General features: G+C 37.3%; 23 protein-coding genes and 1 pseudogene. 2 read left to right on the forward strand and 22 right to left on the reverse strand.

Annotated features, from left to right (window positions below):
- Window positions 1-81: 81 nt before the first annotated feature.
- From KHA94_RS04810 to shc, 14 genes are all read right to left on the reverse strand, one after another.
- A complete protein-coding gene (locus tag KHA94_RS04810; RefSeq protein WP_213100961.1) occupies window positions 82-1,533 on the reverse strand; it encodes an NAD-dependent succinate-semialdehyde dehydrogenase in 1,452 nt (483 codons plus the stop codon).
- 12 nt (window positions 1,534-1,545) lie between these two features.
- The gene (locus KHA94_RS04815) at window positions 1,546-2,847 is read right to left on the reverse strand and encodes an aminotransferase family protein (RefSeq protein WP_213101300.1); all 1,302 of its coding nucleotides are present in this window, start codon (window positions 2,845-2,847) and stop codon (window positions 1,546-1,548) included.
- 24 nt (window positions 2,848-2,871) lie between these two features.
- Window positions 2,872-4,269 (reverse strand): APC family permease, encoded by a 1,398-nt coding sequence (locus KHA94_RS04820; RefSeq protein ID WP_213100962.1) that lies wholly within the window; start codon window positions 4,267-4,269, stop codon window positions 2,872-2,874.
- Window positions 4,270-4,385: 116 nt separating this feature from the next.
- Window positions 4,386-5,600: an acyl-CoA dehydrogenase family protein gene (locus KHA94_RS04825; protein ID WP_213100963.1), complete on the reverse strand. Its 1,215-nt coding sequence runs from the start codon at window positions 5,598-5,600 to the stop codon at window positions 4,386-4,388.
- A 47-nt stretch (window positions 5,601-5,647) separates the two neighbouring features.
- Entirely contained in the window at window positions 5,648-6,835 is a 1,188-nt protein-coding gene (locus KHA94_RS04830; protein ID WP_213100964.1) for a CaiB/BaiF CoA transferase family protein, read from the reverse strand.
- 720 nt (window positions 6,836-7,555) lie between these two features.
- Window positions 7,556-8,221: an alpha/beta fold hydrolase gene (locus KHA94_RS04835; RefSeq protein ID WP_338030703.1), complete on the reverse strand. Its 666-nt coding sequence runs from the start codon at window positions 8,219-8,221 to the stop codon at window positions 7,556-7,558.
- 266 nt (window positions 8,222-8,487) lie between these two features.
- Window positions 8,488-9,204 (reverse strand): GNAT family N-acetyltransferase, encoded by a 717-nt coding sequence (locus KHA94_RS04840; RefSeq protein ID WP_213100965.1) that lies wholly within the window; start codon window positions 9,202-9,204, stop codon window positions 8,488-8,490.
- Window positions 9,205-9,644: 440 nt separating this feature from the next.
- Window positions 9,645-10,076, reverse strand: a complete 432-nt coding sequence (locus tag KHA94_RS04845; protein WP_338030704.1) for an NAD(P)H-dependent oxidoreductase — start codon at window positions 10,074-10,076, stop codon at window positions 9,645-9,647.
- A gap of 258 nt (window positions 10,077-10,334) precedes the next feature.
- On the reverse strand, window positions 10,335-10,769 hold the full coding sequence (locus KHA94_RS04850; protein ID WP_213100967.1) for a DoxX family protein: 435 nt from the start codon (window positions 10,767-10,769) through the stop codon (window positions 10,335-10,337).
- Between the two features lie 15 nt (window positions 10,770-10,784).
- Window positions 10,785-11,246: a DUF2269 family protein gene (locus tag KHA94_RS04855; RefSeq protein WP_213100968.1), complete on the reverse strand. Its 462-nt coding sequence runs from the start codon at window positions 11,244-11,246 to the stop codon at window positions 10,785-10,787.
- Window positions 11,247-11,269: 23 nt separating this feature from the next.
- The gene (locus KHA94_RS04860; protein ID WP_213100969.1) at window positions 11,270-11,860 is read right to left on the reverse strand and encodes a TetR/AcrR family transcriptional regulator; all 591 of its coding nucleotides are present in this window, start codon (window positions 11,858-11,860) and stop codon (window positions 11,270-11,272) included.
- Between the two features lie 144 nt (window positions 11,861-12,004).
- Window positions 12,005-12,181 (reverse strand): hypothetical protein, encoded by a 177-nt coding sequence (locus KHA94_RS04865; RefSeq protein ID WP_249365303.1) that lies wholly within the window; start codon window positions 12,179-12,181, stop codon window positions 12,005-12,007.
- A gap of 287 nt (window positions 12,182-12,468) precedes the next feature.
- Complete coding sequence (locus KHA94_RS04870) at window positions 12,469-12,807, reverse strand: YmaF family protein (protein ID WP_213100970.1); 339 nt, start codon at window positions 12,805-12,807, stop codon at window positions 12,469-12,471.
- 203 nt (window positions 12,808-13,010) lie between these two features.
- On the reverse strand, window positions 13,011-14,882 hold the full coding sequence (shc, locus tag KHA94_RS04875; RefSeq protein ID WP_338030692.1) for a squalene--hopene cyclase: 1,872 nt from the start codon (window positions 14,880-14,882) through the stop codon (window positions 13,011-13,013).
- A 290-nt stretch (window positions 14,883-15,172) separates the two neighbouring features.
- Here shc and KHA94_RS04880 point away from each other — a divergent pair, with 290 nt between their 5' ends.
- Window positions 15,173-16,318, forward strand: coding sequence for a DUF2515 domain-containing protein (locus KHA94_RS04880; protein ID WP_420828143.1), 1,146 nt, complete (start codon window positions 15,173-15,175; stop codon window positions 16,316-16,318).
- Complete coding sequence (locus KHA94_RS04885; RefSeq protein ID WP_249365304.1) at window positions 16,245-16,694, forward strand: CBO0543 family protein; 450 nt, start codon at window positions 16,245-16,247, stop codon at window positions 16,692-16,694. Before KHA94_RS04880 ends, KHA94_RS04885 begins: the two co-directional genes overlap by 74 nt.
- 109 nt (window positions 16,695-16,803) lie before the next feature.
- Here KHA94_RS04885 and KHA94_RS04890 read toward each other — a convergent pair whose 3' ends face one another.
- The 8 genes and pseudogenes from KHA94_RS04890 to thiM form a co-directional block, all read right to left on the reverse strand.
- Window positions 16,804-17,139, reverse strand: a complete 336-nt coding sequence (locus KHA94_RS04890) for a rhodanese-like domain-containing protein (protein WP_213100972.1) — start codon at window positions 17,137-17,139, stop codon at window positions 16,804-16,806.
- A gap of 42 nt (window positions 17,140-17,181) precedes the next feature.
- Window positions 17,182-18,141: a threonine ammonia-lyase gene (locus KHA94_RS04895; RefSeq protein ID WP_213100973.1), complete on the reverse strand. Its 960-nt coding sequence runs from the start codon at window positions 18,139-18,141 to the stop codon at window positions 17,182-17,184.
- Between the two features lie 13 nt (window positions 18,142-18,154).
- A complete protein-coding gene (locus KHA94_RS04900) occupies window positions 18,155-18,613 on the reverse strand; it encodes a RidA family protein (RefSeq protein ID WP_213100974.1) in 459 nt (152 codons plus the stop codon).
- A 216-nt stretch (window positions 18,614-18,829) separates the two neighbouring features.
- Window positions 18,830-19,024, reverse strand: a pseudogene (locus KHA94_RS04905) (Tn3 family transposase); the annotation flags it as partial.
- Window positions 19,025-19,608: 584 nt separating this feature from the next.
- A complete protein-coding gene (locus KHA94_RS04910; RefSeq protein WP_213100975.1) occupies window positions 19,609-20,346 on the reverse strand; it encodes an amidase domain-containing protein in 738 nt (245 codons plus the stop codon).
- The gene (locus KHA94_RS04915) at window positions 20,316-21,017 is read right to left on the reverse strand and encodes a 2OG-Fe(II) oxygenase (protein ID WP_420828144.1); all 702 of its coding nucleotides are present in this window, start codon (window positions 21,015-21,017) and stop codon (window positions 20,316-20,318) included. The genes KHA94_RS04910 and KHA94_RS04915 overlap by 31 nt, the downstream gene beginning before the upstream one ends.
- Window positions 21,018-21,356: 339 nt before the next feature.
- Window positions 21,357-21,971 carry a thiamine phosphate synthase gene (thiE, locus tag KHA94_RS04920; protein WP_213100977.1) on the reverse strand — a complete coding sequence of 205 codons (615 nt, stop codon included), beginning with the start codon at window positions 21,969-21,971 and terminating at the stop codon, window positions 21,357-21,359.
- Window positions 21,968-22,771 (reverse strand): hydroxyethylthiazole kinase, encoded by an 804-nt coding sequence (gene thiM, locus KHA94_RS04925; protein WP_213100978.1) that lies wholly within the window; start codon window positions 22,769-22,771, stop codon window positions 21,968-21,970. Before thiM ends, thiE begins: the two co-directional genes overlap by 4 nt.
- Window positions 22,772-22,792: the final 21 nt, after the last annotated feature.

A 22,792-nucleotide genomic window follows, 5' to 3' on the forward strand; every position in this document is an offset into this window, starting at 1 on the left:
TTGCCCCCCATACCCTGTTTAAAAACTATTTAGTCATAGGGAAAGAGTTTTAATAGAGCAGGATGATCCCCGCGTTTCTTGTTATGAAATTCCAATAGATACATATTTCATTTCTACGAATTCCTTAATTCCCTCTCTTCCTCCCTCTTTTCCGAAACCGGATTCCTTCATTCCTCCAAAAGGAGCTTCTGCTGTTCCAGGAAAGACATCATTTATTCCAATAATTCCATATTCTAGCGCTTCCATCATTTTAAATGCGCGGCTCGTACTTTCGGTCATGACATAGGCTGCAAGACCATATTCTATATGATTGGCTTGTTCAATTACTTCATCATCATTCTCAAAGTATTTAATGGGTAGGACTGGGCCAAATGTTTCCTCATTCATGACCTTCATTTGATTTGTCACATCTGTTAAGATTGTTGGCTGATAGAAATAACCTTGTATTGTGCCGTTCCAATCCTTGCCACCTGCAACTATAGTTGCTCCTTTCGTAAGTGCATCTTCTACATGGTCTTTTACTTTCTCGAGAGCGTCTTGATCAATTAAAGGGCCCATATTCGTATCATTGTCTATTCCATTGCCTATTTTCATTTCTTTTACTTTTGAAGTTAGCCTTTTTACAAAGTCATTTGCAATCTTATTTTGTACATAAACTCTATTTGAACAAATACAAGTCTGGCCGGAATTTCTAAATTTACTAGATAGAGTTAAATTAACCGCTAAATCTAAATCTGCGTCATCCATTACAACGATAGGGGCATGCCCTCCTAATTCCAATGACAGTTTTTTTATGTGCTGAGAGCTCTTTTTCATTAAATCTCTTCCAACTTCTGTTGAACCTGTAAATGTAATTAATCGCACATTTGGATCCTCAGTCAATGTATCTGCAATTTCTTTTGCATTACCGGTAACTAAATTTAATACGCCTTCTGGGAGTCCAATCTCTTCGAAAATTTTTACAATTGCAATTGCCGTTAGAGGGGTCTGAGATGCTGGTTTTAGGATAACCGTACATCCTGCGGCGAGTGCAGGAGCAAGTTTCCTTGTTACCATTGAGGCAGGGAAGTTCCAAGGAGTAATAGCAGCGATAACACCAATTGGCTGTGGTACAACAAGTAATCGCTTATTTGCTTTTGAGGAGGGAATGATCTCTCCATAGATTCGGTTCCCTTCCTCAGCGTACCACAACAAGTAACTAGCAGCTGACTCAATTTCTGCCCTGGCTTCAGATAATGGCTTACCTTGTTCAGATGTTAGAATTTTAGCTAATTCCTCTTTTTTCTCAATCATTTTTTCAAAGCCTTTGTATAGAAATGCAGATCGTTCTCTTGCTGTTTTTTTTGCCCATGAAGGAAACGCAGCTTGTGCAGCGGCAATGGAATCCATTGCTTCATGCTTGCCTCCGTAAGTAACCTCTGTCAAAATATCCAGAGTAGCAGGATTTAAGACTGTCCTTGTTTTCCCGTCGATTGCATCCCGCCATTTTCCATTAATATAGATTCCTTTTTCTTTTTGTTCAGTTATCAGCACGTTGGATCCTCCTTATAAACTGTTTTGTACGGCTATTAGTGCTTCACGCAATATAGATAGGAGCTCCTCAATCTCCTTTTTATTAATAACAAGCGGTGGAGAAAAGACGATTGTATCCATACCTTCAAAAACAACAGTTCTAATAATTAACCCTCTTTTTGCTGCTTCAGCACTTACTTTGGGAGCAATATGGGTAGGGAATCGAGTATTTGTCACTGGGTTTATGATTTCAACTGCCCCAATTAAGCCCAGAGTCCGAACCTCACCCACAATATCAATTTCTTTTTGTAGTTTATAGAATCCATCTAATAATTCTTGACCCATTAAACGTGAATTCTCTATTAAGTTCTCTTTCTCGATAATTTCAATATTTTTTAAAGCCACAGCACAGGCAGTTGCATGACCGCTATATGTATATCCATGAAGGAGAACGCCTTCTGAATATTCAATTAATTCTTTGTGGATTCGGTCAGTAACAACTACAGCGCCTAGTGGAATGTACCCGCTTGTTATTCCTTTTGCAAGGAGCATGATATCAGGAACAATGCCATAATGTTCACAAGCAAACATTTTACCGGTTCTTCCAAAACCAGTAATGACTTCATCTGCAATAAATAAAATATTGTTTTCGTCACAAATTTTCCTGATTTCTTGAAAATATCCATCAGGAGCTATATTTACCCCACCTGCACCTTGTACAGGCTCAGCAATAAATGCCGCAATCTTGTCTGGACCCTCAATTTCAATACATTTGCGAAGAGAGTCAGTTGAAAACGTATCTACATGAAGAAAATCTGGAGCCAATGAAGACGTCATTTCTTGAAAAGGAGTAATACCTGTCGCGCTTGTCGCCCCAATATTTACTCCATGGTAGCCTTTCTTCCTTGAAATAATTTTTGTTTTTTCTGGAGAACCTTTGATCTTCCAATAATATCGTGCAAGTTTGTAGGCGGTATCGTTAGATTCAGACCCGCTTGATGTAAAGAAAACAGCATTTAAATCACCTGGAGTAAGCTCTGATAGTTTTGCAGCAAGGCGTATCGCTGGCTCGTTGCCCATTGAAGAAAAGGAGTTTGTGAAGGCTAGCTTTTCCATTTGCTCTCGTGCAGCTTCGGCCAGTTCCTTCCGACCGTAACCTACATTTACATTCCATAACGAAGCCATGCCTTCCAAAACTTTTTTCCCGCTTAAATCAGTTAAATAGACCCCTTTTCCTTCTGTGAAAATAAAAGGTGCACCTATTTCTTGCTGCTGTTTCAAAGAAGAAGTTGGATGGATAAAATGTTTCTTATCTAAGTCAATTAATGTTTCCATTATTTCGGTTTTAACCACTTTTCATCACTCCTTAAAAGTTTGTTCTGTAATGGGATTTGTTTTTATGTCTTTTAAATTTGTTATCCGAATGAAGAAGACTAGCCCAAAAATCCACCAAACACCAAAAATAATCCATTCATAAGGCCATATGAGTGATGCAGGCATGCCTGGCATATACAAAATTATGAAGCCTACACTCAAGATCGTAGCTATAACACCCACCAAATTGCTCTTCCCAGCTCGAAATGGACGTTCTAATTCTGGTTGCGTTTTCCGAAGAACAACAAATGAAACAGAAACAATAAAGTAAGCGATTACAATTGAAAGACCACCTGCGTCCACGAGCCATACTAAGGCGGGACGACCGAGAAGAGGACTTAAAGTTGCAAGTAAACCGATGATAAAGATAGCATTACTCGGCGTTTTATATTTTGGATGCAGGTGACCAAACCATTTTGGCAACATCCCGTCCTGAGCCATCGCGTACATAACACGGCTCCCACCAATGATAAAAGCATTCCAGCTTGTTAATATTCCCGCGATTCCTCCAAGTATTAATATTTTAGAGAAAACTGCAGAGCCGAACACCGCTCCCATTGCATCGGCAGTTGGCAAACTAGAAACTTGAAGCTGGCCGTCATTTAATGAAAGCGACACACCTAATATGATAAAAATATACCAAAATATAGCTAATAACACCGATAAAAGTAGAACACTTCCTACTGTTTTTTTAGGAATGTTCATTTCTTCCGCCATTTGAGGAATGACATCAAAGCCCACAAACATAAACGGTGTCATTATCATCACTGCCATGATGCCAGCCATTCCGCCAGTGAAAAGTGGGGATAGATTACTTATTTCTCCGCCAAAAGCAGATCCAAAAATTAAACTTAGACCAACTAGAGCTAAAAGAAGAGTCAATATGAGCTGAAGAAAAGCTGCTTGTTTCACACCAATCCAATTAATCCAAGTAACAATAATTGAGCCAAGCATACCAACTGCAACCCAAGAAAAATAAACATCCCAGCCAGCAATCGTCCACATATATCCAACCTGATAATTTGGAAAAATATATTCAATGACGGTTGGCAAAGCTACAGCTTCGAAAGCAACTACCGAAATGTATCCAAGCAAGATGGACCAAGATACAATAAAGGCTGCTTTTGACCCGAGAGCTTCTCGAGCAAAATGATGTGCTCCACCAGTTTTTGGCAAAGCGGTTGTTAATTCTGAGTAGACTAATCCTACAAATGTAACCATGATGCCTCCGATAATAAATGCAATAATCGAGCCAGCAGAGCCTGCTTTCAATATCCAATCTCCGGAAAGTACGACCCACCCCCACCCAATCATTGCTCCAAAGGCTAAGACAATAACATCGGCACGTGACAATACTCTTGAGAACTCACCTTTCTGTGACATCCATTCCCTCCTACATTAAGCCTTAATTAACTTAACTTTAGTTATTCCCTCACTTTTTCTTTAAACGAAGTGAGGGAAATTTACGTAAGTCTCGGATGGAAGTAATTTAATAATATTTAGCTATTTACCATATCTTTATTTTGTTCAAACGGCCAAGCAGGCAATGGTTGATTCAACGGTTTATCATTTCTGAAACCTAGTACATATTCAGCCTGCATGATCGTGTGGATTTCGCGAGTTCCCTCGTAAATAACAGGAGCTTTAGAATTTCTTAGGAAGCGTTCTACTGGGTACTCACTCGAGTATCCATATGCTCCATGAATCTGTACTGCGTCATCAGCGGCTTTATTAGCAAAATCACATGCCTGCCATTTTGCTAAAGATGTTTCTCTTGTATTGCGTTTTCCTTGGTTTTTCAGTTCTCCAGCCCTGTACACTAATAAACGACTCATTTGGAGGCCTGCTTCCATATTCGCAATCATTTGTTGTACAAGCTGGTGCTTCCCAATATCTTTACCAAATGTTTTTCTTTCATGGCAATACTTGACACTTTCTTCTATACTTGCCATGATCAATCCAACTGCTCCTGCAGCAACGGTGAAGCGTCCGTTATCAAGTGCTGACATGGCGATTTTAAAACCTTCACCTTCTTTTCCAAGTAAATTCTCTTTTGGAACTCTTACTTGGTCAAAAAACAATTCACCTGTGTTTCCTGAGCGAATTCCGAGCTTTCCTTTAATTGCACGAGATGAAAAACCTGGTGTTGTTCGCTCTACAATAAAGGCAGAAATGCCATGATGTTTCTTTGTTTTATCGGTATACGCAAATACGAGAAAATGATCTGCAATGTCACATAAGGAAATCCATGTTTTAGAACCATTAATAATGTAATCGTCTCCGTCTTTTACAGCTGTAGTAGAAAGGGCAGCCACGTCCGATCCTGCACCAGGCTCTGTTAAACCAAATGCACCAATTTTTTCACCTTTTGCTTGAGGTACGAGATATTTCAATTTTTGTTCTTCAGTTCCCCATTGCAATATGGTTAAACTATTTAATCCTGTATGTACGGAAACAGCCGTACGAAATGCGGTATCACCTCTTTCAAGCTCTTCGCATACTATTGCTAAAGAATTATAATCCATGCCACTGCCGCCATATTTCTCTGGAATACAAACTCCCATAAGATTTAATTTACCTAAACGTTCAATTATTTTTGGATCAAACTGGCCATTCTCATCCCACTCTTGCATATAAGGGATAATTTCCTTGTCTACAAAACTCCTTACCATTTTTCTTAACATTTCTTGTTCTTCTGTAAAATCAAAATTCATATAGATCCTCCTTCAAAGGTATAATTAAGATTTAATACTATTAACTCTTAAACAATCTTTTCCTCTATTAGTTTCACAATTTCATCTTTTGAAAATCCAGCTTGCTGAAGTACCTCTATTGTGTGTTCTCCAGCCAAGGGCGGATGCCGTTCCATTTTCACTTTTGTTCTAGATAGTTTTATTGGAGAACCAACTAGTTTTACTTTTCCTGCTTCAGGATGAATAAAATTAACAACCATCTCACGGGCTATAATTTGAGGATGGGTAAAAACTTGATCCATTGTTTGGATGGGACCACAAGGAATTTGATTTTGGGTAAAAAGGGTTATCCAATGATCAGCCGGTTTTAATTGCAGTTGATTTTCAATAATTCTAGTAAGTCCTTTACTGTTTTTTACTCTCGCATCATTTGTTTTATATTTTTCTAGATAAGCCACTTCAGGAATTCCTATAATTTCACACAAAGTGGAAAACTGGCGGTTATTCCCAACAGCAATAATCATTTCACCGTCCATTGTCTTAAATGTCGAATATGGAACAATATTTGGGTGATCATTTCCAAGTCTTTTTGGTACATTTCCGGAAATGAGATAATTACTTGCTACATTTGCAAGAGAGCTAACAGCAGTATCCAATAGGGACATATCAATTTTTTGACCTTGACCCGATTTCTCTCTTTCAAATAAAGCAGCTTCAATAGCAATGGCTGAATATAACCCAGTAAGTATATCTACCATTGCTACACCAATTTTAAGGGGCTCGCTTTCTTCGTAACCTGTGATACTCATAAGTCCGCTCAATCCCTGGATGATATAATCATATCCTGGCAAGTGACGATCTGGTCCTGTTTCTCCAAAACCTGTGATGGAACAATACACTAATTTTGGATTTATTGACTTCATTGAGTCGTAATCAAGCATCCATTTTTCCATCGAGCCTGTTTTAAAGTTGTGAATAAGAACATCTGCTTCTTTTGTTAACTTTCGTATAATTTCTCTGCCTTCTTCTGTTTTTAAATTTACAGTTATGCTTCGTTTATTTCGATTGGCACATAAATAATAAGCACTTACTCCATTTTGAAATGGTGGTCCCCAGCTCCTTGTTTCATCACTACCTCCAGGAGCTTCCACTTTAATCACGTCTGCTCCAAGATCTGCCAAAATCATTGTACAGTATGGGCCAGCAAGAACCCTTGTTAAATCTACTACTTTAATACCATCTAGAGCAGCCTTCATGTCCTACACCTCCTCGCAAATAAGTTCCTAAAAATACAAAAGCCAGCCCTATCACATGATTGTGGTAAGGACTGGCTAAATGATCCATTGTAACCATCCGGCAAAGGATGGACGTGGAATCTTATCAGTCAAATGAAAGGAATTAAAGTAGTTTCTTCTCTATCCTTCTGCTGATTAGGCAGATAGGGTGATGGAATTATTTTAATCTTATCTTAATCTTCTGAATCTTGCAAGTGTTATTTGTTTTAATCATTTCTTTTTATGTTTCTTCTTAATCTGGTTTTCGTTTATTAGAAGTATGAGTAAATTGCTCATGAAATCCTGTAATAGGCTTAATGATTGGGTTACTGCTCTTGACCGCAAAGTATAGTTTTCATCCTCTAATAAATAGATTACACTCTAAATAATAGTTATTCTATGATTAGGGGTATTGTATCTATGTAACGAAATTGGAATGAAGATGAGCTACTGGAACACTTTGGAATATTACCAATTGATCCATTTTATATCTATTCCCCTTTCTTTTTTATAGATCTCTCATATAAGATTATACTTAATATGACTGATTAGCTTTGATTTGAGAATGTTATTAGTTTAGTTCATCATCTCATTAACCTTCTTTTAATTTAATAATCCTACTTCACCAATCTGGACCCTATATGAAAAATGAGCCTCAGGACAGCACGCGATAGCGGAAGATTGTAAGCAGCATTATTGGAGTTATGCTTCTATTTCTGATAAGTGGTTAATAATCTCATTGTTGACTTGGACTGGGTTATCAAGGTTTGTAGCATGATGGGCGTTCTTTATATAAACGAATTTAGATTGAGGAATACGTTTAGCCATTTCTCGTTGTTGTCTTTCTGTCATAGTGTCATGGTCACCCTGAAGTATTAAGGTGGGGCAATTTACTTTATGTAAATCATTCCCGCTTTCCATTTTAGAAACCGAATGCCATATACGTATCCAGCGGTTTAAAGGTATCGAGGTAACCGATTCTTTGATGTATTGTTTGTTATTGCTATTGAACTTAGAGAGCGTTCTTGCCTGAATTGTTGCCATCACCCTCATAGGTATAAAAATGCTTGACCATCGATTTATAGGAACAAATACTTTCTCAAACCAATTGTATGTATTCGTAAATGGTGTACCAATCAATATGAGTGATTTTACGAATATCGGGTGCCTAATTGCAGTTTGAAGAGAGATATGCCCTCCCATTGATAAGCCACAAAGATTGGCTTGTTTTACATTTAAATGTGCTAATAATCCAATTAAATCTTTGCTGAAATCCTCAGAGTCCACTTTACCTTTTGGTAATGAAGATTGACCATGTCCACGTACATCCCAGGTAATGGTTTTGTATCGTTTAGATAATTCATCAATCTGTGGTTTCTATTGTCGATGATCCCATGAAGCACCATGTGTAAAAACAATTGCATCACCAGAACCTTTTACTTCATAATACAATTCAACATTATTTATTTTGACTTTAGGCATTTCTTCACCTACTTTTCACTAGTATGGATTTACCCTTTAGTATATATAATGTCATAAGTATCTGCTTTTTGTTTATTATCTGTTATTTAACAATCTGGCCCTGAACCTAAAGAAAAAGCGCAGATCCATCCTCTGGAAATGCGCCCGATTGTTTAAGATTTTCTTTCGAACACCCACATTTTTGATACATCTCGATAACCTAATTTTAAATATAAAGGATGCCCCGTCTGACTAGAAACAAGTACACTCTTGTCAGCGCCTTCCTGCTTGGCATCAATAAGCATTTTTCGGCAAAGTGCTTTGGCCATTCCTTTACCCCTATGAATTACTGAAGTAAATATATTATCCAAAAATACGGTTTTATCTAATAGTGCATAGCTTCCATGGGATGCAGGATGTCCGTTTTCCTCACCAACATAATAATGCAGATTTGGATCATCTAATTTTTTAAGATCGATAGCAGCCTTATTGAAAAAATGATTGATACGTCGGGCTTCTTCCACGGTTTTGACACGCTTGATGATCTTGTCTTCTGTTTCAAAAGACCAGTTATCTAGATTTAAAATCATAAGAAACTCTGTACTTTTGATGGTATATCCCTCCGCATCATAACTATACGGTTTTTCATCAGAAAACACAGTAAGCCAATAGTCTTTTTTGGTGTCTTGTTTATTTATGGTTTCAATAACGTGAACAGGATTTGAATTATAAACGAAAAACTCGTCAGTTCTGCCATCAACATTTGTACCAAAAGCAAGATGTTTGATAGATTCGTAATCATGTAATTGGCTTGAAGGTTGGCGACTACAGTAAAACTCGCCTCGAACAAAAAAATCAACAGCCTTTTCTAACTCTGTTTTTTCCCTCATACAATCCATTCCTCCAAATACATTTCGATATTTTATTTATTCAACAAACGGGCAGTTATATATAGTATCCGTTTCAAATCATTGATATAGTGCACCCTTTATCATTGATTATATGTAACCATAGAAAAGCGTTTAAGGACTTGACTTGGAGCCTCTGTGGGCATGATTGGTCTTAAAAGGCTGAAGCCGTTGTTTCATCTGACATACAAGCCTATCATTCCCACCCCTCCAAGTTAAGTCCTATCTTTGTTTACGTTGAATACAGTCAAAAATCATACTACATATAATGGTTCGATTGCTGAATAACCTATCTCCATGTTAATACATGACATTACCAAAAACCAGTATTTTTGTAACACATTTCCTCCACCCTACTAACCTTATGTATTTTAGATGCCAAAAACTACAGAGAAAAGTTTACATTATCTGCAAATCTAGCATCACACATGGCATTTTCCGAAAAACAATTTGTAGAATATTCCGGGTGTACTCATTACCGTAAGCAGAGAGACTCTTTTAAGTTTTGGAAGATGATGGACGATTAGACGTCCTGGTTTAGGTTCATCGTATATGATGCCTTTTACGATTACTTTGTCGAGAAACCCTTTCGTAATAGCTGGCATGCACTCCCACCAAATCGGGAATATGAAGATGATATGATCCGCGGCGATCAACCGACGCTGATAGTCTTGAGCAAGAGGATCAAGCACCTTTTTTTGTCGCCACGCTGCGAGATCTGCTGCTGTCATGACCGGGTTAGAACCGCCAGCATGCAAATCAATAAGGTCGATCGTATGACCTGCTGCGGTAAGACCTTTCATTACGGCAGCAAGCAAGGGTCCATAAGAGTTTAACGGAAGAACGGCAGAGATGCAGTTTTTATATCAAAGATATGTAAACACGTATTCACCTTGACAAAGAGCCTCACCGTAACGGGTCTAACGGCGAAAAAAAAGAACTGTCGGCCAGCTCCTTGATGTACCTATCGTTGCACTATATCTGTTACAACTTTTCATTGGTTTCTGAGTCACTGAACCCTCTGATTGAGCGGCAGCTCCATGTTTTGTTGTCATCCAATGCTTTGAGATAGACAATCTTGTAGAGGAAGCCGGTTCTTTCACGCAGCAGGTTCAACCTGCCAAAAGGACGGCCGTAAGAAATACGATCTGAAGCACAGTTCGGGGAATCAGCTTAGGTACAGGTCTCCCCCCAATCGTTAAATTTTCTCTGGCCGCCCGCAAATTGGCGGGGAACATTGCCAACAGCAGCACCGCCAAACCTAAAGACGCCGCCTTGGAGGTGTCCTGAAACAGAATGCCGACAGCTCCGGCAATTTCAAGCAGCCCGGTAGCCGTCACGATCCAATCCGGTCTAGGGAAAGCCGGCGGAACCATACGGATCAAATCAGGCCGCCTTGTCCCCCAATGAGCGGATGCGGTAAGTAGCAGCATTACGGCCACCGCCCCTTGGAGCGAGGTATGCCAGCCTTCGAAATAGGATACTCCAATCAAGCCAATAGCCTTGAACAGCAGAAAAGCGGCGACAAGCACATAAAATGGTACCATCTCGATCCCTCCCTTTTAGAAACCTTTCGTTACCATAAGGTATAAAATGACGAGCGGCAGCAGCGTAGCGGCGATGCCGAAGACGGCCCACGAGCGAGATGCATCCTGATAATCCTTGGAGATTGCGCCGCTTTTGATGCATTGCGCGCTGTACCGAATCATTTTAAGCTGCAGCGGAATAAGAATAACTGCCCAAATGATCCCGGTTACAGCTAGTAATATGAGCGACAACGTAAGCCAGTTAAACCCCGACATTGGCATTCCTGCGCGTGCAGCCATTATACTGCCCGTGACGATGATGAGGACAAGACCCGGGATTGTAAATATATAATCGGCCAGCTGGACGTTTTTGACTGCGCTATGAATTTCAACCGGATTTTTCGTCAAATCCGCCCTTATCTTCCAAAAGGCTGCCGTAATGATATTTCCAACGAATAATACGACTCCAATCAGATGCAATACTAACCATAAGCTCATAGTGTTCATCCCCTCCACACCCTTTACCGTGATTTTAAAATATCGATAATAAACGACGAGAAATCTTGGGTCTTAAAAACAGCCGGAACAGATGGAATCGTGGATCGCACACGCAAACCGATTGTCAGAAGAACGAACATTTCGGCTGTTTTGCCTGCCTCGACCGATTCCGAAATAACTCCATGCCTTTGACCGCTCTCGATCCACTGTCTTGATAAGAATACAGAACGCTCATAATACTGCTTGAGCGCTTCCGCGATAACCGGCTGCTCCTCCTTTCCAAGCAAATACATCAGCACTTTGTTCGTCACGTCAGCATTTGCATAAGCCGAAATACTTTCAAATATTTTTTGATATGGCTCATCAAATGATCGGCGTCCTTGCTCCACTTCGTTCTTAAAAAGTTCGTTCGTCTCTTCCAGCCGCTCCTGCAGCACCCACACAAAAAGTTCGTCTTTGCTCTTCACATAGTGGAAAATAGCCCCCTTTGACAAGCCTGATCTGTCCATGATGTCCTTCAGCGTAATCGAATCGCATTCTTTTTCCCGTATCAGCTCTTTAGTCGTTTCAAGCAGAAGCCTTGTTGTTTGCAGTCTTCGTTCATCTTGCTTCAAAGTCAACCCTCCGGAGTGGTAAAATCACTATTTCTAATACACCGAATATAACATACCGACCATCGGTTTGTAAATGGGTATTATAATCTTCTTGTATTAGCTTCGCGTGGATTTATTGTATTCCTTAATTTTTCTACCTACTCTTTAGAAGGATCCAATTTCATAATGATATTTTTTTGATGAATCCAGTTCACCGTTTTCATTATAAATTTTTATTACAGAATTATTGTCTGTTAAATAGCCAACAGTTAATTTTAAATGTTTTTTTCCTCTGCAGACCCTTTTAATTAATCGTAATGTTTCATCACTGATTTCAAACATAATTAAACTCCCTGATCCTTCATTTAGAAATATTTCGAAAAATTGAGCTATTCTTCGGTGCTTACAGCCATGCAAGAGTGACACTTCTGCCATTTTTCAAAGCCACTTCGGACAGACTATACTTCTGCCATGATCGGAGCCACCTAGAATACGCTATCATGCCCGCCTCTCCATGTAAAGTGCACGACTAAATTGGACTTAGTGTTGTAAATGCTTTCTTGAAAAATAAATAACCAACCTAAAATAGCTAGATTGGTTTGTACGTCTCATTCTTCATTTTTGACTTTCTATTTATTGCCTGGAGCTGGCTGATCAACACCTTTAACACGGTGTCGATGACCATCGTCTTCCGTTGTATAGAAATCGTAATAATGAACATGCATGCCATTTCCGACTGGAATAGCTGGACTTGAATATGCCTTATAATGATGGGTATGCCCATTTTCGAAGTTCACATATCCTTCTGTATAATGAATATGGTTACCATCCTGAGTCTGTATTGCCGGAGAAGTGACATCTAAGCACTGATGAACATGCCCGTCTTCCACCGAAGTATAATCAACGGAGCCATGATTATGGTGTGGTACAAATCCATTTACAAAATCATCTTTTCCTACCTTAGCCATTACCTCCCCCCCTTCTTTACTACCCCTTCATTACTCATAATATTTTTAAAAAATGAAAATATGTTTTTACTTTTTAATTGGATTCTACTAATCATAAGTCAATTCCATTCTATTCTACCAAGTTTGTAATACGCTAATGTTACAACTGTATATAGTGTTGGTATAAGAGCACGTATAATATTTTTAAGACCTATTAAAGATATTCAAAAATAAGTATTTTTATAATGAGCAAGCGCCAACAATGGGAAAATGTAGCGATAGCTGTGGTAGTGGATATAAAAATCTCCTGCCATTCCTTGGCCTTTTGGATATTCGGATGTCCAGTCCTCTATATTGATATTGTTTAATATGAATTTAATCCCTGAATTTATCTCTTTTGTCGGCTGATCGGATACCGAAATGAGGGTATCAACTGCCCATGCGGTATCAGTTAAAGTACTTGTATTTAATGGAATGTACTTTCCATTTTCATCACTTTTGCAAGATTCTCCCCAACCGCCATCATGGTTTTGAATTTCCTTCATCCACTTAACAGCTTTAGAAACGGTTTGATGGGTCGAAAGTGTACCTGTAGCAATAAGCCCGGTTACCGCAGCCCATGTGCCATAAATATAACAATTACCCCAACGTCCATACCATGAACCATCATTTTTTTGATCATTCATTAACCAATGTACAGCTGATTTGATTGAAGGGTGCTCTTTTAATAGATTCGTATAATTCCCAAGAAATTCAAGTGTTCTTCCTGTTAAATCAGCCGTAGAAGGATCACTTAGAATGTAGTTAGCTTTTTCTATTGGAATAAGTTTGATCCAATTACTATCCGTATTTTTTTCAAATGCTGGCCAGCCTCCATCGTTATTTTGCATGGAAAGAACCCATTGAACTCCTCTTTCCCAGGATTGAAAAAAGTTTGGGTCTTGCTGAACACTTCTTGCAATTGATCTTAGTGATGCTGTTGTATCATCCACATCAGGGTTAATAGTGTTGATGTCTGCAAATCCCCATCCTCCAGGAAATGCTTTTGGATTATGAATGATCCAGTCACCATATTTGAAATGCTGCCGCTTTAATAAGTATTGGTTAGCCTTTTTCACCATTGGATCTGAAGGAGGCAGTCCTGCCTCCTGTAATGCATAGTTAATTAAAGATGTATTCCACACCGTAGCAGTTGTATATTGCATATGAGGCAATCCATTGATTTCACACTTCATGTCCATAAGCCCTTTGACAGCATTTATTATGATTGGATGTGTTTTTGAATAACCGAGAGATAAAAGCGCGAAAATCATCAAAAATGTAGAGCTAAAATAACCATGTAAGGTTCCGTCTTTTTCAATGCGGGCTAGCATATAATGTTTAGCCTGTTCTGTAGCCTGCTTGTGGATATGGCTGGGTAGTCCTATTAAACAATCAATGCCATTTTTTATTGAAGAATAAAACGATCTCCATTCAGCAGATTCTCGAACAAACTCATTATCTTCCCTTACTTTTAGTTCCGATAAATTAGGGCTATTTTTAGTTTTTAGACGAAATTTGCGATCTGCTAATAACATAATTGGCGCCATGTTTACTCTGCCGGGCTCTGAGAAACTATAAAAATTTATTGGAAACGAAATTGGAAGTAAAATCAATTCTAATTGTATCGGAAAAAACAACGGCCATTTAATCTGCCCCGTTATGGCAAGCATGATTTTTGTAAACATATGAGATTTTTCAATCCCGCCTTTATTAAGAATAAATTGTCTAGCTGCCCTCATTCTTTCATCACTTTTTAGATAATAACCAGAATAAAGCAGTGCATAATACGCTTCCAAAGTGATTGAAATATTTCCATCTCCATCATGATAAAGCTTCCATCCTCCGTCTTTTTCTTGCCTGCTTAAAATTCGCTCCGTAAGTTGATAAATTAATTTTTCATCATTTATTTCTAATGCCCTTAATAAAATGATCATATAACTGTCAGTTGAAATTCCTGTTTCAAAGGGATATGCCCATGATCCGTTGGGAGTCTGGTCCCTCCTTAATTTCTCAATAATCTGATCTATTCCTTCTGAAATGTCTATTTTCAACACACTCATCCTCTCCCAATATAATTCTTTTTACAAAATACATATTCACCAAAATAGGAGAGAATTCATTTATCTCAGATTAACGAGCTGTAAAACCACTACTTTAAGATGTTGGGAGAAGAAAAAATCTAAGTAGAGGATCAACAGCCTTTATAGCTAGAAATGACCAACTAACAATCAGTTTGAGATTTGGCAATATTTAAACGTGACGTTCTGTCATCTATTCAACAATAGCATTTCGTGTAAATCGGAAAATTCCCGCTGACTGAAGTTTCACAATTGAGGTGATTATTATCTTTAGTAAACTCTTTCTTCAAAAAGATCCTCCACTTTCTGAATCATTAATAAAAATCAAGAAAGAGTTAAAGAGAAAGACTAGACCCTCTTCCTTAAAAACTAAATTATCACATGAAGAAGAAAGGTTTGTACATCAAATCAAATATCGGACGAGTCAATTAAATATAAATAATGTGACAAGAACAAAGGCCTATCTCGATTTCTATTTACACCATCCAGAGGTACACTGGGCATTCTTAGGTCATATGGTTTCGCGAAATGGCGGCTGGAATATGACTGATTTAAAAGGAGGAATGCTTTCAAGATTGTTGTCAAGAAAAGAAAAAATATCATTTTTTTCATTTTTGGAGCGCGGAAATTGGTTGATTTTTCAAGACGCATTCCCGCAATTTATGCTTTATGAAGAAAGCCTAAATTGTGGGAAAAATCTTTTTTATTTATTGCCGCATCTAAATGTATCAACTTTTATGGAAACCATTTGGAGTCATTTTTTTAGTGAACAGGACCCATATTTTCTTACAATAGCACTTGTCATTAATGAACAAAGCTATTTGGAATCAAGAGTTTTACAAAATCCATTATTTAAGAAGAATGTTTTCAATACATTGGAGTTCAAGATTCAAGATTTTCTATCAATGAATCATGTCCTCTTCCCTTATTATGAAAATGAGAAGTTAAAACTAATTGGTCAGACACTTCATCATTTTGAAAACTTACATGAGCGGATATTATTTGGAAAAAGGCTGTATGCTATTCTTTATGGTGAAAAGGACCGACTACAAATGGTTGAAAAGTGGGCGATCGAAAATCCACATACAGGATCAAGGAAGGATTATTGGCCACAATTATTTAATACAATTGAGGAAGGAGTACCTGAGAAGATTTGGAAACCAAAAATAAGATCATGTAATCTTATTCCAGGTGCTTCTAGAATATTTAGTCCCAGATTGGAATTTGCATGGAGAGATACTGAACATGAGTCTGCAGAGTTAGGAGACTGGTACAATAAATGGAAAGTAATCTATTATTTAACGAAATCAACTGAAAAAGTAGATGGAGAGATTGAAAATGAATATTGTAAAACCCTCGAAAGGCTCGAATTTGCAGCCATTACAAAAAAAGTACTTTCGTATCGTGAATAAAACAACGATTCCTATTCTCCTGCTTGCAATATTAGCAGCTACCTATCTAGACCTTTTCTTTGTAGGAAAAGGCTTGTACTCTTTTCCTGTAAGGCCAATGCCTGAAATATTCTCTATCAATATAGCATTTACATTGATTGCTCTTCCCCTTTTTATTGTTATGTTTCTTTTTGTTTGCAGTAGAATTAATTTATGGCAAAAAATTATATTCATTATCCTCCTAAGTTTAATGATGTCTTCAATAGAAAAAGCAGCAGAATCATTTGGTTTTTTTTATCATCATGAATCATGGAAGCATATTTTCTCGTTTTATGGATATATCATATATTTATCAATCATTTCTATCGTTTATAAATTATATAATAAACGATGGTAAAACAAGCGAATATTTCACTATTCATACTCGAATGATTTTTCTTGTTTAGCCACTATGAAATGATGTTTTGATATAAAAAAAGCGATCTTTCTAGGATCGCTTTGAATAATTAATTTCCATCTTTAAATTCTTTCCAAGCAGTAATTCCGCCTTCTAATAAGGTAACATGATAGTTCTTTTCGGCCAAAATGGCAGAGCATTTTTTTGCTGAGTTGCCAGTTGTGCATGTTACTATAATTTCTTTATTTATTGGTAACGAATGAATAGGTTGATTATTACCTTCTTCTAATGCAAAAATCACTGTTTTTCCTAAATTAATACTTTTAATATTTTCCTCATTAATATGATAGTTATTGTATTTTTCTTCTGCTCTCACATCTAGAATATATACTTCCTCATACTTTTTTATTTTTTCTGCAAGTTCCTTTGGAGTAATTGATTTCATCTCTTCAGCCACCTTTATTTCTTACGTATCATTTTCATCATATCATATTTGTATTTCAACATTAAATTTAGATATTTTCCCCAAATCTACATTTCCACCAGATATTACGGTAACTACTTTTTTTCCTTGAAAAGGTAATTTATTAAACATTGCTGCAGCAATTGTTGTCGCGCTGGACGGTTCTATTAATTGCTTCATACGTTCCATTACAAAGCTGAACGCACTACGGATTTCATCTTCACTGACAAGGACGATATCATCCAAGTATTTCATTAATACTGGAAATGTTAAGTCACCAGGCTGGATTGTTCTTAAACCATCTGCAATCGTTACTGTACCTGGAATCGAAGTAATTTTTTTATTTTGGAAGGAAATAAATGTATCATTGGCCGTGTCAGGCTCCACACCAATAATTTTTATTTTTGGATTGGTTTCTTTAATTGCGGTTAATATCCCTGAAATGAGACCCCCTCCTCCAATTGGAACAATAACTGCATCTACATCCTCGATTTGTTCTAAAATTTCCAATCCAATTGTGCCTTGTCCTGCCATTATAAAAGGATCGTCATATGGCGGAATATACACACCGTATTCCTTTATGGCAATCTCCTTTGCTCTCGGCAATCGCTCAGCTGATGTTGTTCCGCATTTTTCAATTTGCCCGTTATATCCTTTAATGGCGTTTTCTTTGCAAAAACTTATATCCTCTGGAACTACAATCGTAGCAGGAACGTTATATTTGTCGGCAATATAGGCGACTGCTTGTCCGTGATTACCAGAAGAAGCGGCAGTTACGTATTTTGCTCCCTCTTGAACAGATTGAATAACTTTATTCGCTGCTCCTCTTATTTTGAAAGAACCTGTTTTTTGTAAATGCTCAGATTTTAAAAAAATCTGATTTCCACAAACTTCTGAAAGCTGCTTCGATTTTAATATCGGTGTTACATATGTAATGTCTGCTATCCGCTCTCTGGCAGCTTGCACATCTATTAATGAAATCATTTTTCTGCCTCCTTTATTCACTCAGTCCAAAAATAAAATCAATCTCAACTGGCGTATTGCTTGGAAGCTCAGCTACTCCAATCGCAGTTCGGGCATGCCGCCCCTTTTCGCCAAATATGTCCGTTAATAATTCGGATGCTTCATCAATTACAATAGATTGTTGTGTAAATCCAGCTGCAGACTGCACGTATCCTGTTATTTTTAGCACCTGTTCCACTTTGTCTAATGTGCCAATCGCTTCTTTTAAGCAACTCAAGCCTTTTAAGACGCAAATCCTTACTAATTCTTGTGCCTGCTCAATTGTTACCTCGTCGCCAACCTTTCCTGTATATGGAACGATACCATCTATTCTAGGGACTTGTCCGCTAATATACGTGATTCCTTTATGCACAGTCACAGGAACATAGTGGTATAAGGGTGGAGTTGCATCAGGTAATGTAAGTTGAAGTTCCTTCAAGCGTTGTTCTACCATTCGTATACAATTCTCCTTTAATTCATCAATTTACAATATTTATGTTTCGACCTATTACTATAAAAATCCTCTAAAAAATTTTTTTCATAAGTTGGCCCAGTACCTGCGTTGCTGTAATCAGGGGCAAAGTAAATATTTTAAACAGTAGAGTCCTGGCTTCCAGAAATCTTTTTATATGCTAAAATTTTCTTGATAGATACGATAAGGAGGCACAATAATTACTTTTGCATAAAATGAGGAAAACTGATCACTTGTAATACGATATATGGTTGTACCTTTACCCGTTCCATAATGTGGGTTTGAGTCTGCATGTAATGAAGATACACCAACAATAACTTGCATACCACCTGAAGATGATGTTGTTTCATCTCCCCAATACAAAGCCAAAGAAAGACGGTGCTGATAATTTACTCCACAAACGCGCCCTTTCAACAATGTTTAGACACCCTTAACACTGAAAATTGAACAAATTCTTTATCAATTTTAATCACTTTTAAAATGAGAAGGAATCTTAACTAGACGATATTGAGTCGTCCACATTTCCGTACTTACAATCAAAACTTCATCTCCCTTTTCAAAAAAAAAGACTATTACCCTCTATCTTTTTTAAAATCCAACCATCGCTGCTTATAAGGTTTTCAATACTTTCATTAACTTTTTGATTATTATCGGCGATATACCAAATTGCATCACTGTCTTTTGAAATCTAAACTAACTTTTGATTCGATTCATTTAATTTTTGGATTGCTTCCTTTGGTGTAACAGACTCAATAGGTAGGAATGGGTAGTGTAGTTTATTTAGAAAGATGAAAATTGCAAAAAACACAATACTGATAAAAGCTATACTGATAATAACCCATTTTTTTTTTCACCGAATCTTTCCCTTCTTAATAAGCTACTATTGAAATTTTTATTAATTAAAGCACAAACTAATTGGTTTGTGCTTTTACAATTCCTCTTAACTGCTTAATTAATTCGACGCCTTGTTCATTTCATTAACCATATACTGTATATCCACTGTTATACCAATTTGCTAAAGTTGTTGTTTCTTTTTTATCGGATGTATGTTGCGTCAAGTACTTTTGGCTACTGGCTGAACCAGTATTCTTAGTAATAATAGCCGTATGATCTATATCACCATCTTTGGTGAAATCTGCATTTACAGCATCACCGGTTTTTAATGATGAAACTGAACTCGCTACTCCTGCACGTGTCTTCCAGTGAAGATAAAAATTGTGTGCACCACCCCAAGTATAAGATGGCACTACGCCATAACTCCATGATGTTGAATGGGTATAAGAAGGACCATACTTCATTTTAATCCCACCGGCGTATAAGGCTTGTGAAACAAAGTTTGCACAATCATTCCACTTACTCCAACAATTCTTATCAGTAACTTTACAACCTTGTTTATTAGCATAATAATCATAGAGAGGGTTTCTTCCGTCCCACCATTTATATGCATAATCCCTTGCAGCAATATTATTATATCCATTTGCATAGACAGTAGCAGGTGATATAGAATCTTCGGAGGTATCTTTATTTATACTAAACACCACATCATTTTCAGTAGAAGGGGCGTCGGGAAAAACCGGTAATAGACTTCTTAACTCCATATTCTCTTGTTCTGATAATATCACTTTGTTATTTAATTTATTTTTATATTGTTTAAGAATATTATTCTTAGAATGATTTTCATATTTTATTGTATAATCATTCCTTCTCGAATCCATTTCGTGGAGACCCATTTTTCACCCTTTGTAACAGGTACACTGCTATGAAGTGAAAGTCGATCCACTTGCCCTTTGTTGTTTCCGTAATGGAAATAGAGAGCTGTCCCCTTTTTAGGAACGATGGACAAACCGATTTTTGGAAAAATCGTTTCGCCTCCTTCTTCTACATCGTTCAAATACATTAAAAAAGTCGCAATCCTCTGACCACCATTTTCTAATTGTATTTGACCTGAAGGAAAATAATCGAAGTGGGCCTTATACTCCTCCCCTAACTCATAATTTAAGACTTGAAGCCCCTCTCCATTAATGATTGGATGATTGGTTATTTCTGCTATCCTATTTTCGATTTTAGAAATAAAATTGTTTTCATTTACCTTATAATAAGCCCCTTTACTTGTTCTTCCTGGTGCTAGCTTTCTTTCACCTGAATATGTATCGATAATTTGTGAAGGTTCCAACCGGTTTTTTGATAGCTCAATGAGTTGATTACACTCGTCGTAACTCAAAACATTATCTAGATAAAGAATATACGGCTTATCAATTTTTAATAAAACTTTTATATCACGTTCACTAGTGCGAATAATATTCCCCTTTTTTGCAATTTTAGGTAATTCATAAAAAAAGGGGGTCTGTTCTTTATCGATTGTATTAACAGTTTGATTATTAAGTATACTGATAATTGTTGAATAGGCAAAGGCTTGATCAAACCCCTTTTTTATCATCCCTTGGACAATTGATTCAGGATTGACACCACTTTTTAATGTATTTATAATCCAGTCTCTCAGCTCAATTGAGATGCTGCTAATTTTTTGCATAATTAATCTCCTCATATTCATAATAATTGCTCGTTTGTTATAATTATATTACTTTTTTAAAAATTGCGGTAATATCTTGTTTTTCACAAATCTATCATTATGAGAAAATATGAAAAAAGGTTAACCAGTGGAATACTGATTAACCTTAAATAAATCTGATATAGAATATTTATTAACTAAGTTGCCTTATTTTGATTAACGAAAAGAATTACGAAAAGCCTTTGCTGCTAAAAATGGATCTTCTGCTTTCATAATTCCTGATACAACCGCAATACCAGCGATATTTTTATCGCGAATTTCGGCTATATTATTTAACTGTATCCCTCCTATTGCAACAATAGGAATGGATACGGTTTTTAAAATTGAATCTAGCATACCACTCGGTAGCACTTCAGCATCACTTTTAGATTGAGTTGGAAACATGGACCCTACTCCAAGATAATCAGCACCGTTTTTTTCAGCTTCTATTGCCTCTGCAACTGTTGATACTGATATACCTACAATCATAGAATCGGGAACAATTTCTTTAACCGCAGTTAATGGAATATCATTCTGGCCGATGTGAACACCCTCGGCATCAATTGCTAGAGCCACATCGATTCGATCGTTTATGATAAGTGGGACTTGATACTGAGCTAGTAATTCCTTCAGCCTTTTCGCTTTTTCGTAAAAAAGATTGCCGGAGCTCAATTTCTCACGCAACTGAACAATGGTTACTCCGCCTTTAACTCCTTCTTCAACTTTAAAAAGAAGTTCTTCTACTGGTACGGATTCTTCTGTTACTAAATATAAAATGTAGTTTGCTTTCATCCAAAACGCACCCCTTCCTCCCAAATCTCAGCAGTAATCAGGGAGATTTCATCCATCAGCATTACACGGTAAGTTCCAATTCCTTCATTTTCCTTAAGTCTTGATTTCGCACGTTCCCCAGACAAGCTCATAACAGACATTCCTGCAATAGCAGCTGAAAAAAAGTCTTTTGTAATACTAGCAAAACAGCCAATGAGGGAAGTCGTCATACATCCAGTACCCGTAATTCGAGTTAACCAGATATCTCCATTTGCTATACTTATAGTTTCTTCACCGTTTGATATAACATCTAATTGCCCACTAATTACTGTAATCGCTTTAAGATCCTTAGCAGCTTTTAATGCTAGTGTTTCATTGGATAAAGGTATTTTACCAGCATCAACACCTCTTGTTTGTGCATCTCCACCTATAAGTGCATATACTTCTGTTGCATTTCCTCTTACAATGGATACACTCACTTTATTAAGAAGTTCTTGAGCCTTTTTTGTCCGAAATGGTGTAGCACCGACACCGACTGGATCAAAAATGACAGGAATACCTTTTTCATTGGCAGCCTTGCCTGCAAGAATCATAGCATCAAATGTCTGATCATCAATCGTTCCAAAATTAATGACAAGTGCGTTAGCAAGATTAACCATATCTGCCACTTCTTCGATACTTGTTGCCATGACCGGTGAACCGCCAATGGCTAAAGTAACATTTGCACAATCATTTATTGTGACATTGTTCGTAATATGGTGCACAAGGGGATTTTGAATTTTGATCTTATTCAATAAATCTTTTATTACCAATACATGCATAGTTGAATCCTCCAGGAATGA

This window comes from Cytobacillus citreus (genome assembly GCF_018343665.1).
In the GTDB taxonomy this organism is placed as follows: domain Bacteria; phylum Bacillota; class Bacilli; order Bacillales; family Cytobacillaceae; genus Cytobacillus; species Cytobacillus citreus.

Bases quoted from the DNA above. Each gene is read 5' to 3' on its own strand.
- KHA94_RS04870 (WP_213100970.1), bottom strand. From the start codon at position 12,807: ATGGCTAAGGTAGGAAAAGATGATTTTGTAAATGGATTTGTACCACAC.
- KHA94_RS04855 (WP_213100968.1), bottom strand. From the start codon at position 11,246: ATGAGCTTATGGTTAGTATTGCATCTGATTGGAGTCGTATTATTCGTT.
- KHA94_RS04840 (WP_213100965.1), bottom strand. From the start codon at position 9,204: ATGAGGGAAAAAACAGAGTTAGAAAAGGCTGTTGATTTTTTTGTTCGA.
- KHA94_RS04865 (WP_249365303.1), bottom strand. From the start codon at position 12,181: ATGTTTGAAATCAGTGATGAAACATTACGATTAATTAAAAGGGTCTGC.
- KHA94_RS04895 (WP_213100973.1), bottom strand. From the start codon at position 18,141: ATGATTTCATTAATAGATGTGCAAGCTGCCAGAGAGCGGATAGCAGAC.
- KHA94_RS04885 (WP_249365304.1), top strand. From the start codon at position 16,245: ATGAATATTGTAAAACCCTCGAAAGGCTCGAATTTGCAGCCATTACAA.
- KHA94_RS04850 (WP_213100967.1), bottom strand. From the start codon at position 10,769: ATGGTACCATTTTATGTGCTTGTCGCCGCTTTTCTGCTGTTCAAGGCT.
- thiM (WP_213100978.1), bottom strand. From the start codon at position 22,771: ATGCATGTATTGGTAATAAAAGATTTATTGAATAAGATCAAAATTCAA.
- KHA94_RS04830 (WP_213100964.1), bottom strand. From the start codon at position 6,835: ATGAAGGCTGCTCTAGATGGTATTAAAGTAGTAGATTTAACAAGGGTT.
- KHA94_RS04910 (WP_213100975.1), bottom strand. From the start codon at position 20,346: ATGGATTCGAGAAGGAATGATTATACAATAAAATATGAAAATCATTCT.
- KHA94_RS04820 (WP_213100962.1), bottom strand. From the start codon at position 4,269: ATGTCACAGAAAGGTGAGTTCTCAAGAGTATTGTCACGTGCCGATGTT.
- KHA94_RS04890 (WP_213100972.1), bottom strand. From the start codon at position 17,139: ATGAAATCAATTACTCCAAAGGAACTTGCAGAAAAAATAAAAAAGTAT.
- KHA94_RS04900 (WP_213100974.1), bottom strand. From the start codon at position 18,613: ATGGTAGAACAACGCTTGAAGGAACTTCAACTTACATTACCTGATGCA.
- KHA94_RS04815 (WP_213101300.1), bottom strand. From the start codon at position 2,847: ATGGAAACATTAATTGACTTAGATAAGAAACATTTTATCCATCCAACT.
- thiE (WP_213100977.1), bottom strand. From the start codon at position 21,971: ATGAAAGCAAACTACATTTTATATTTAGTAACAGAAGAATCCGTACCA.
- KHA94_RS04825 (WP_213100963.1), bottom strand. From the start codon at position 5,600: ATGAATTTTGATTTTACAGAAGAACAAGAAATGTTAAGAAAAATGGTA.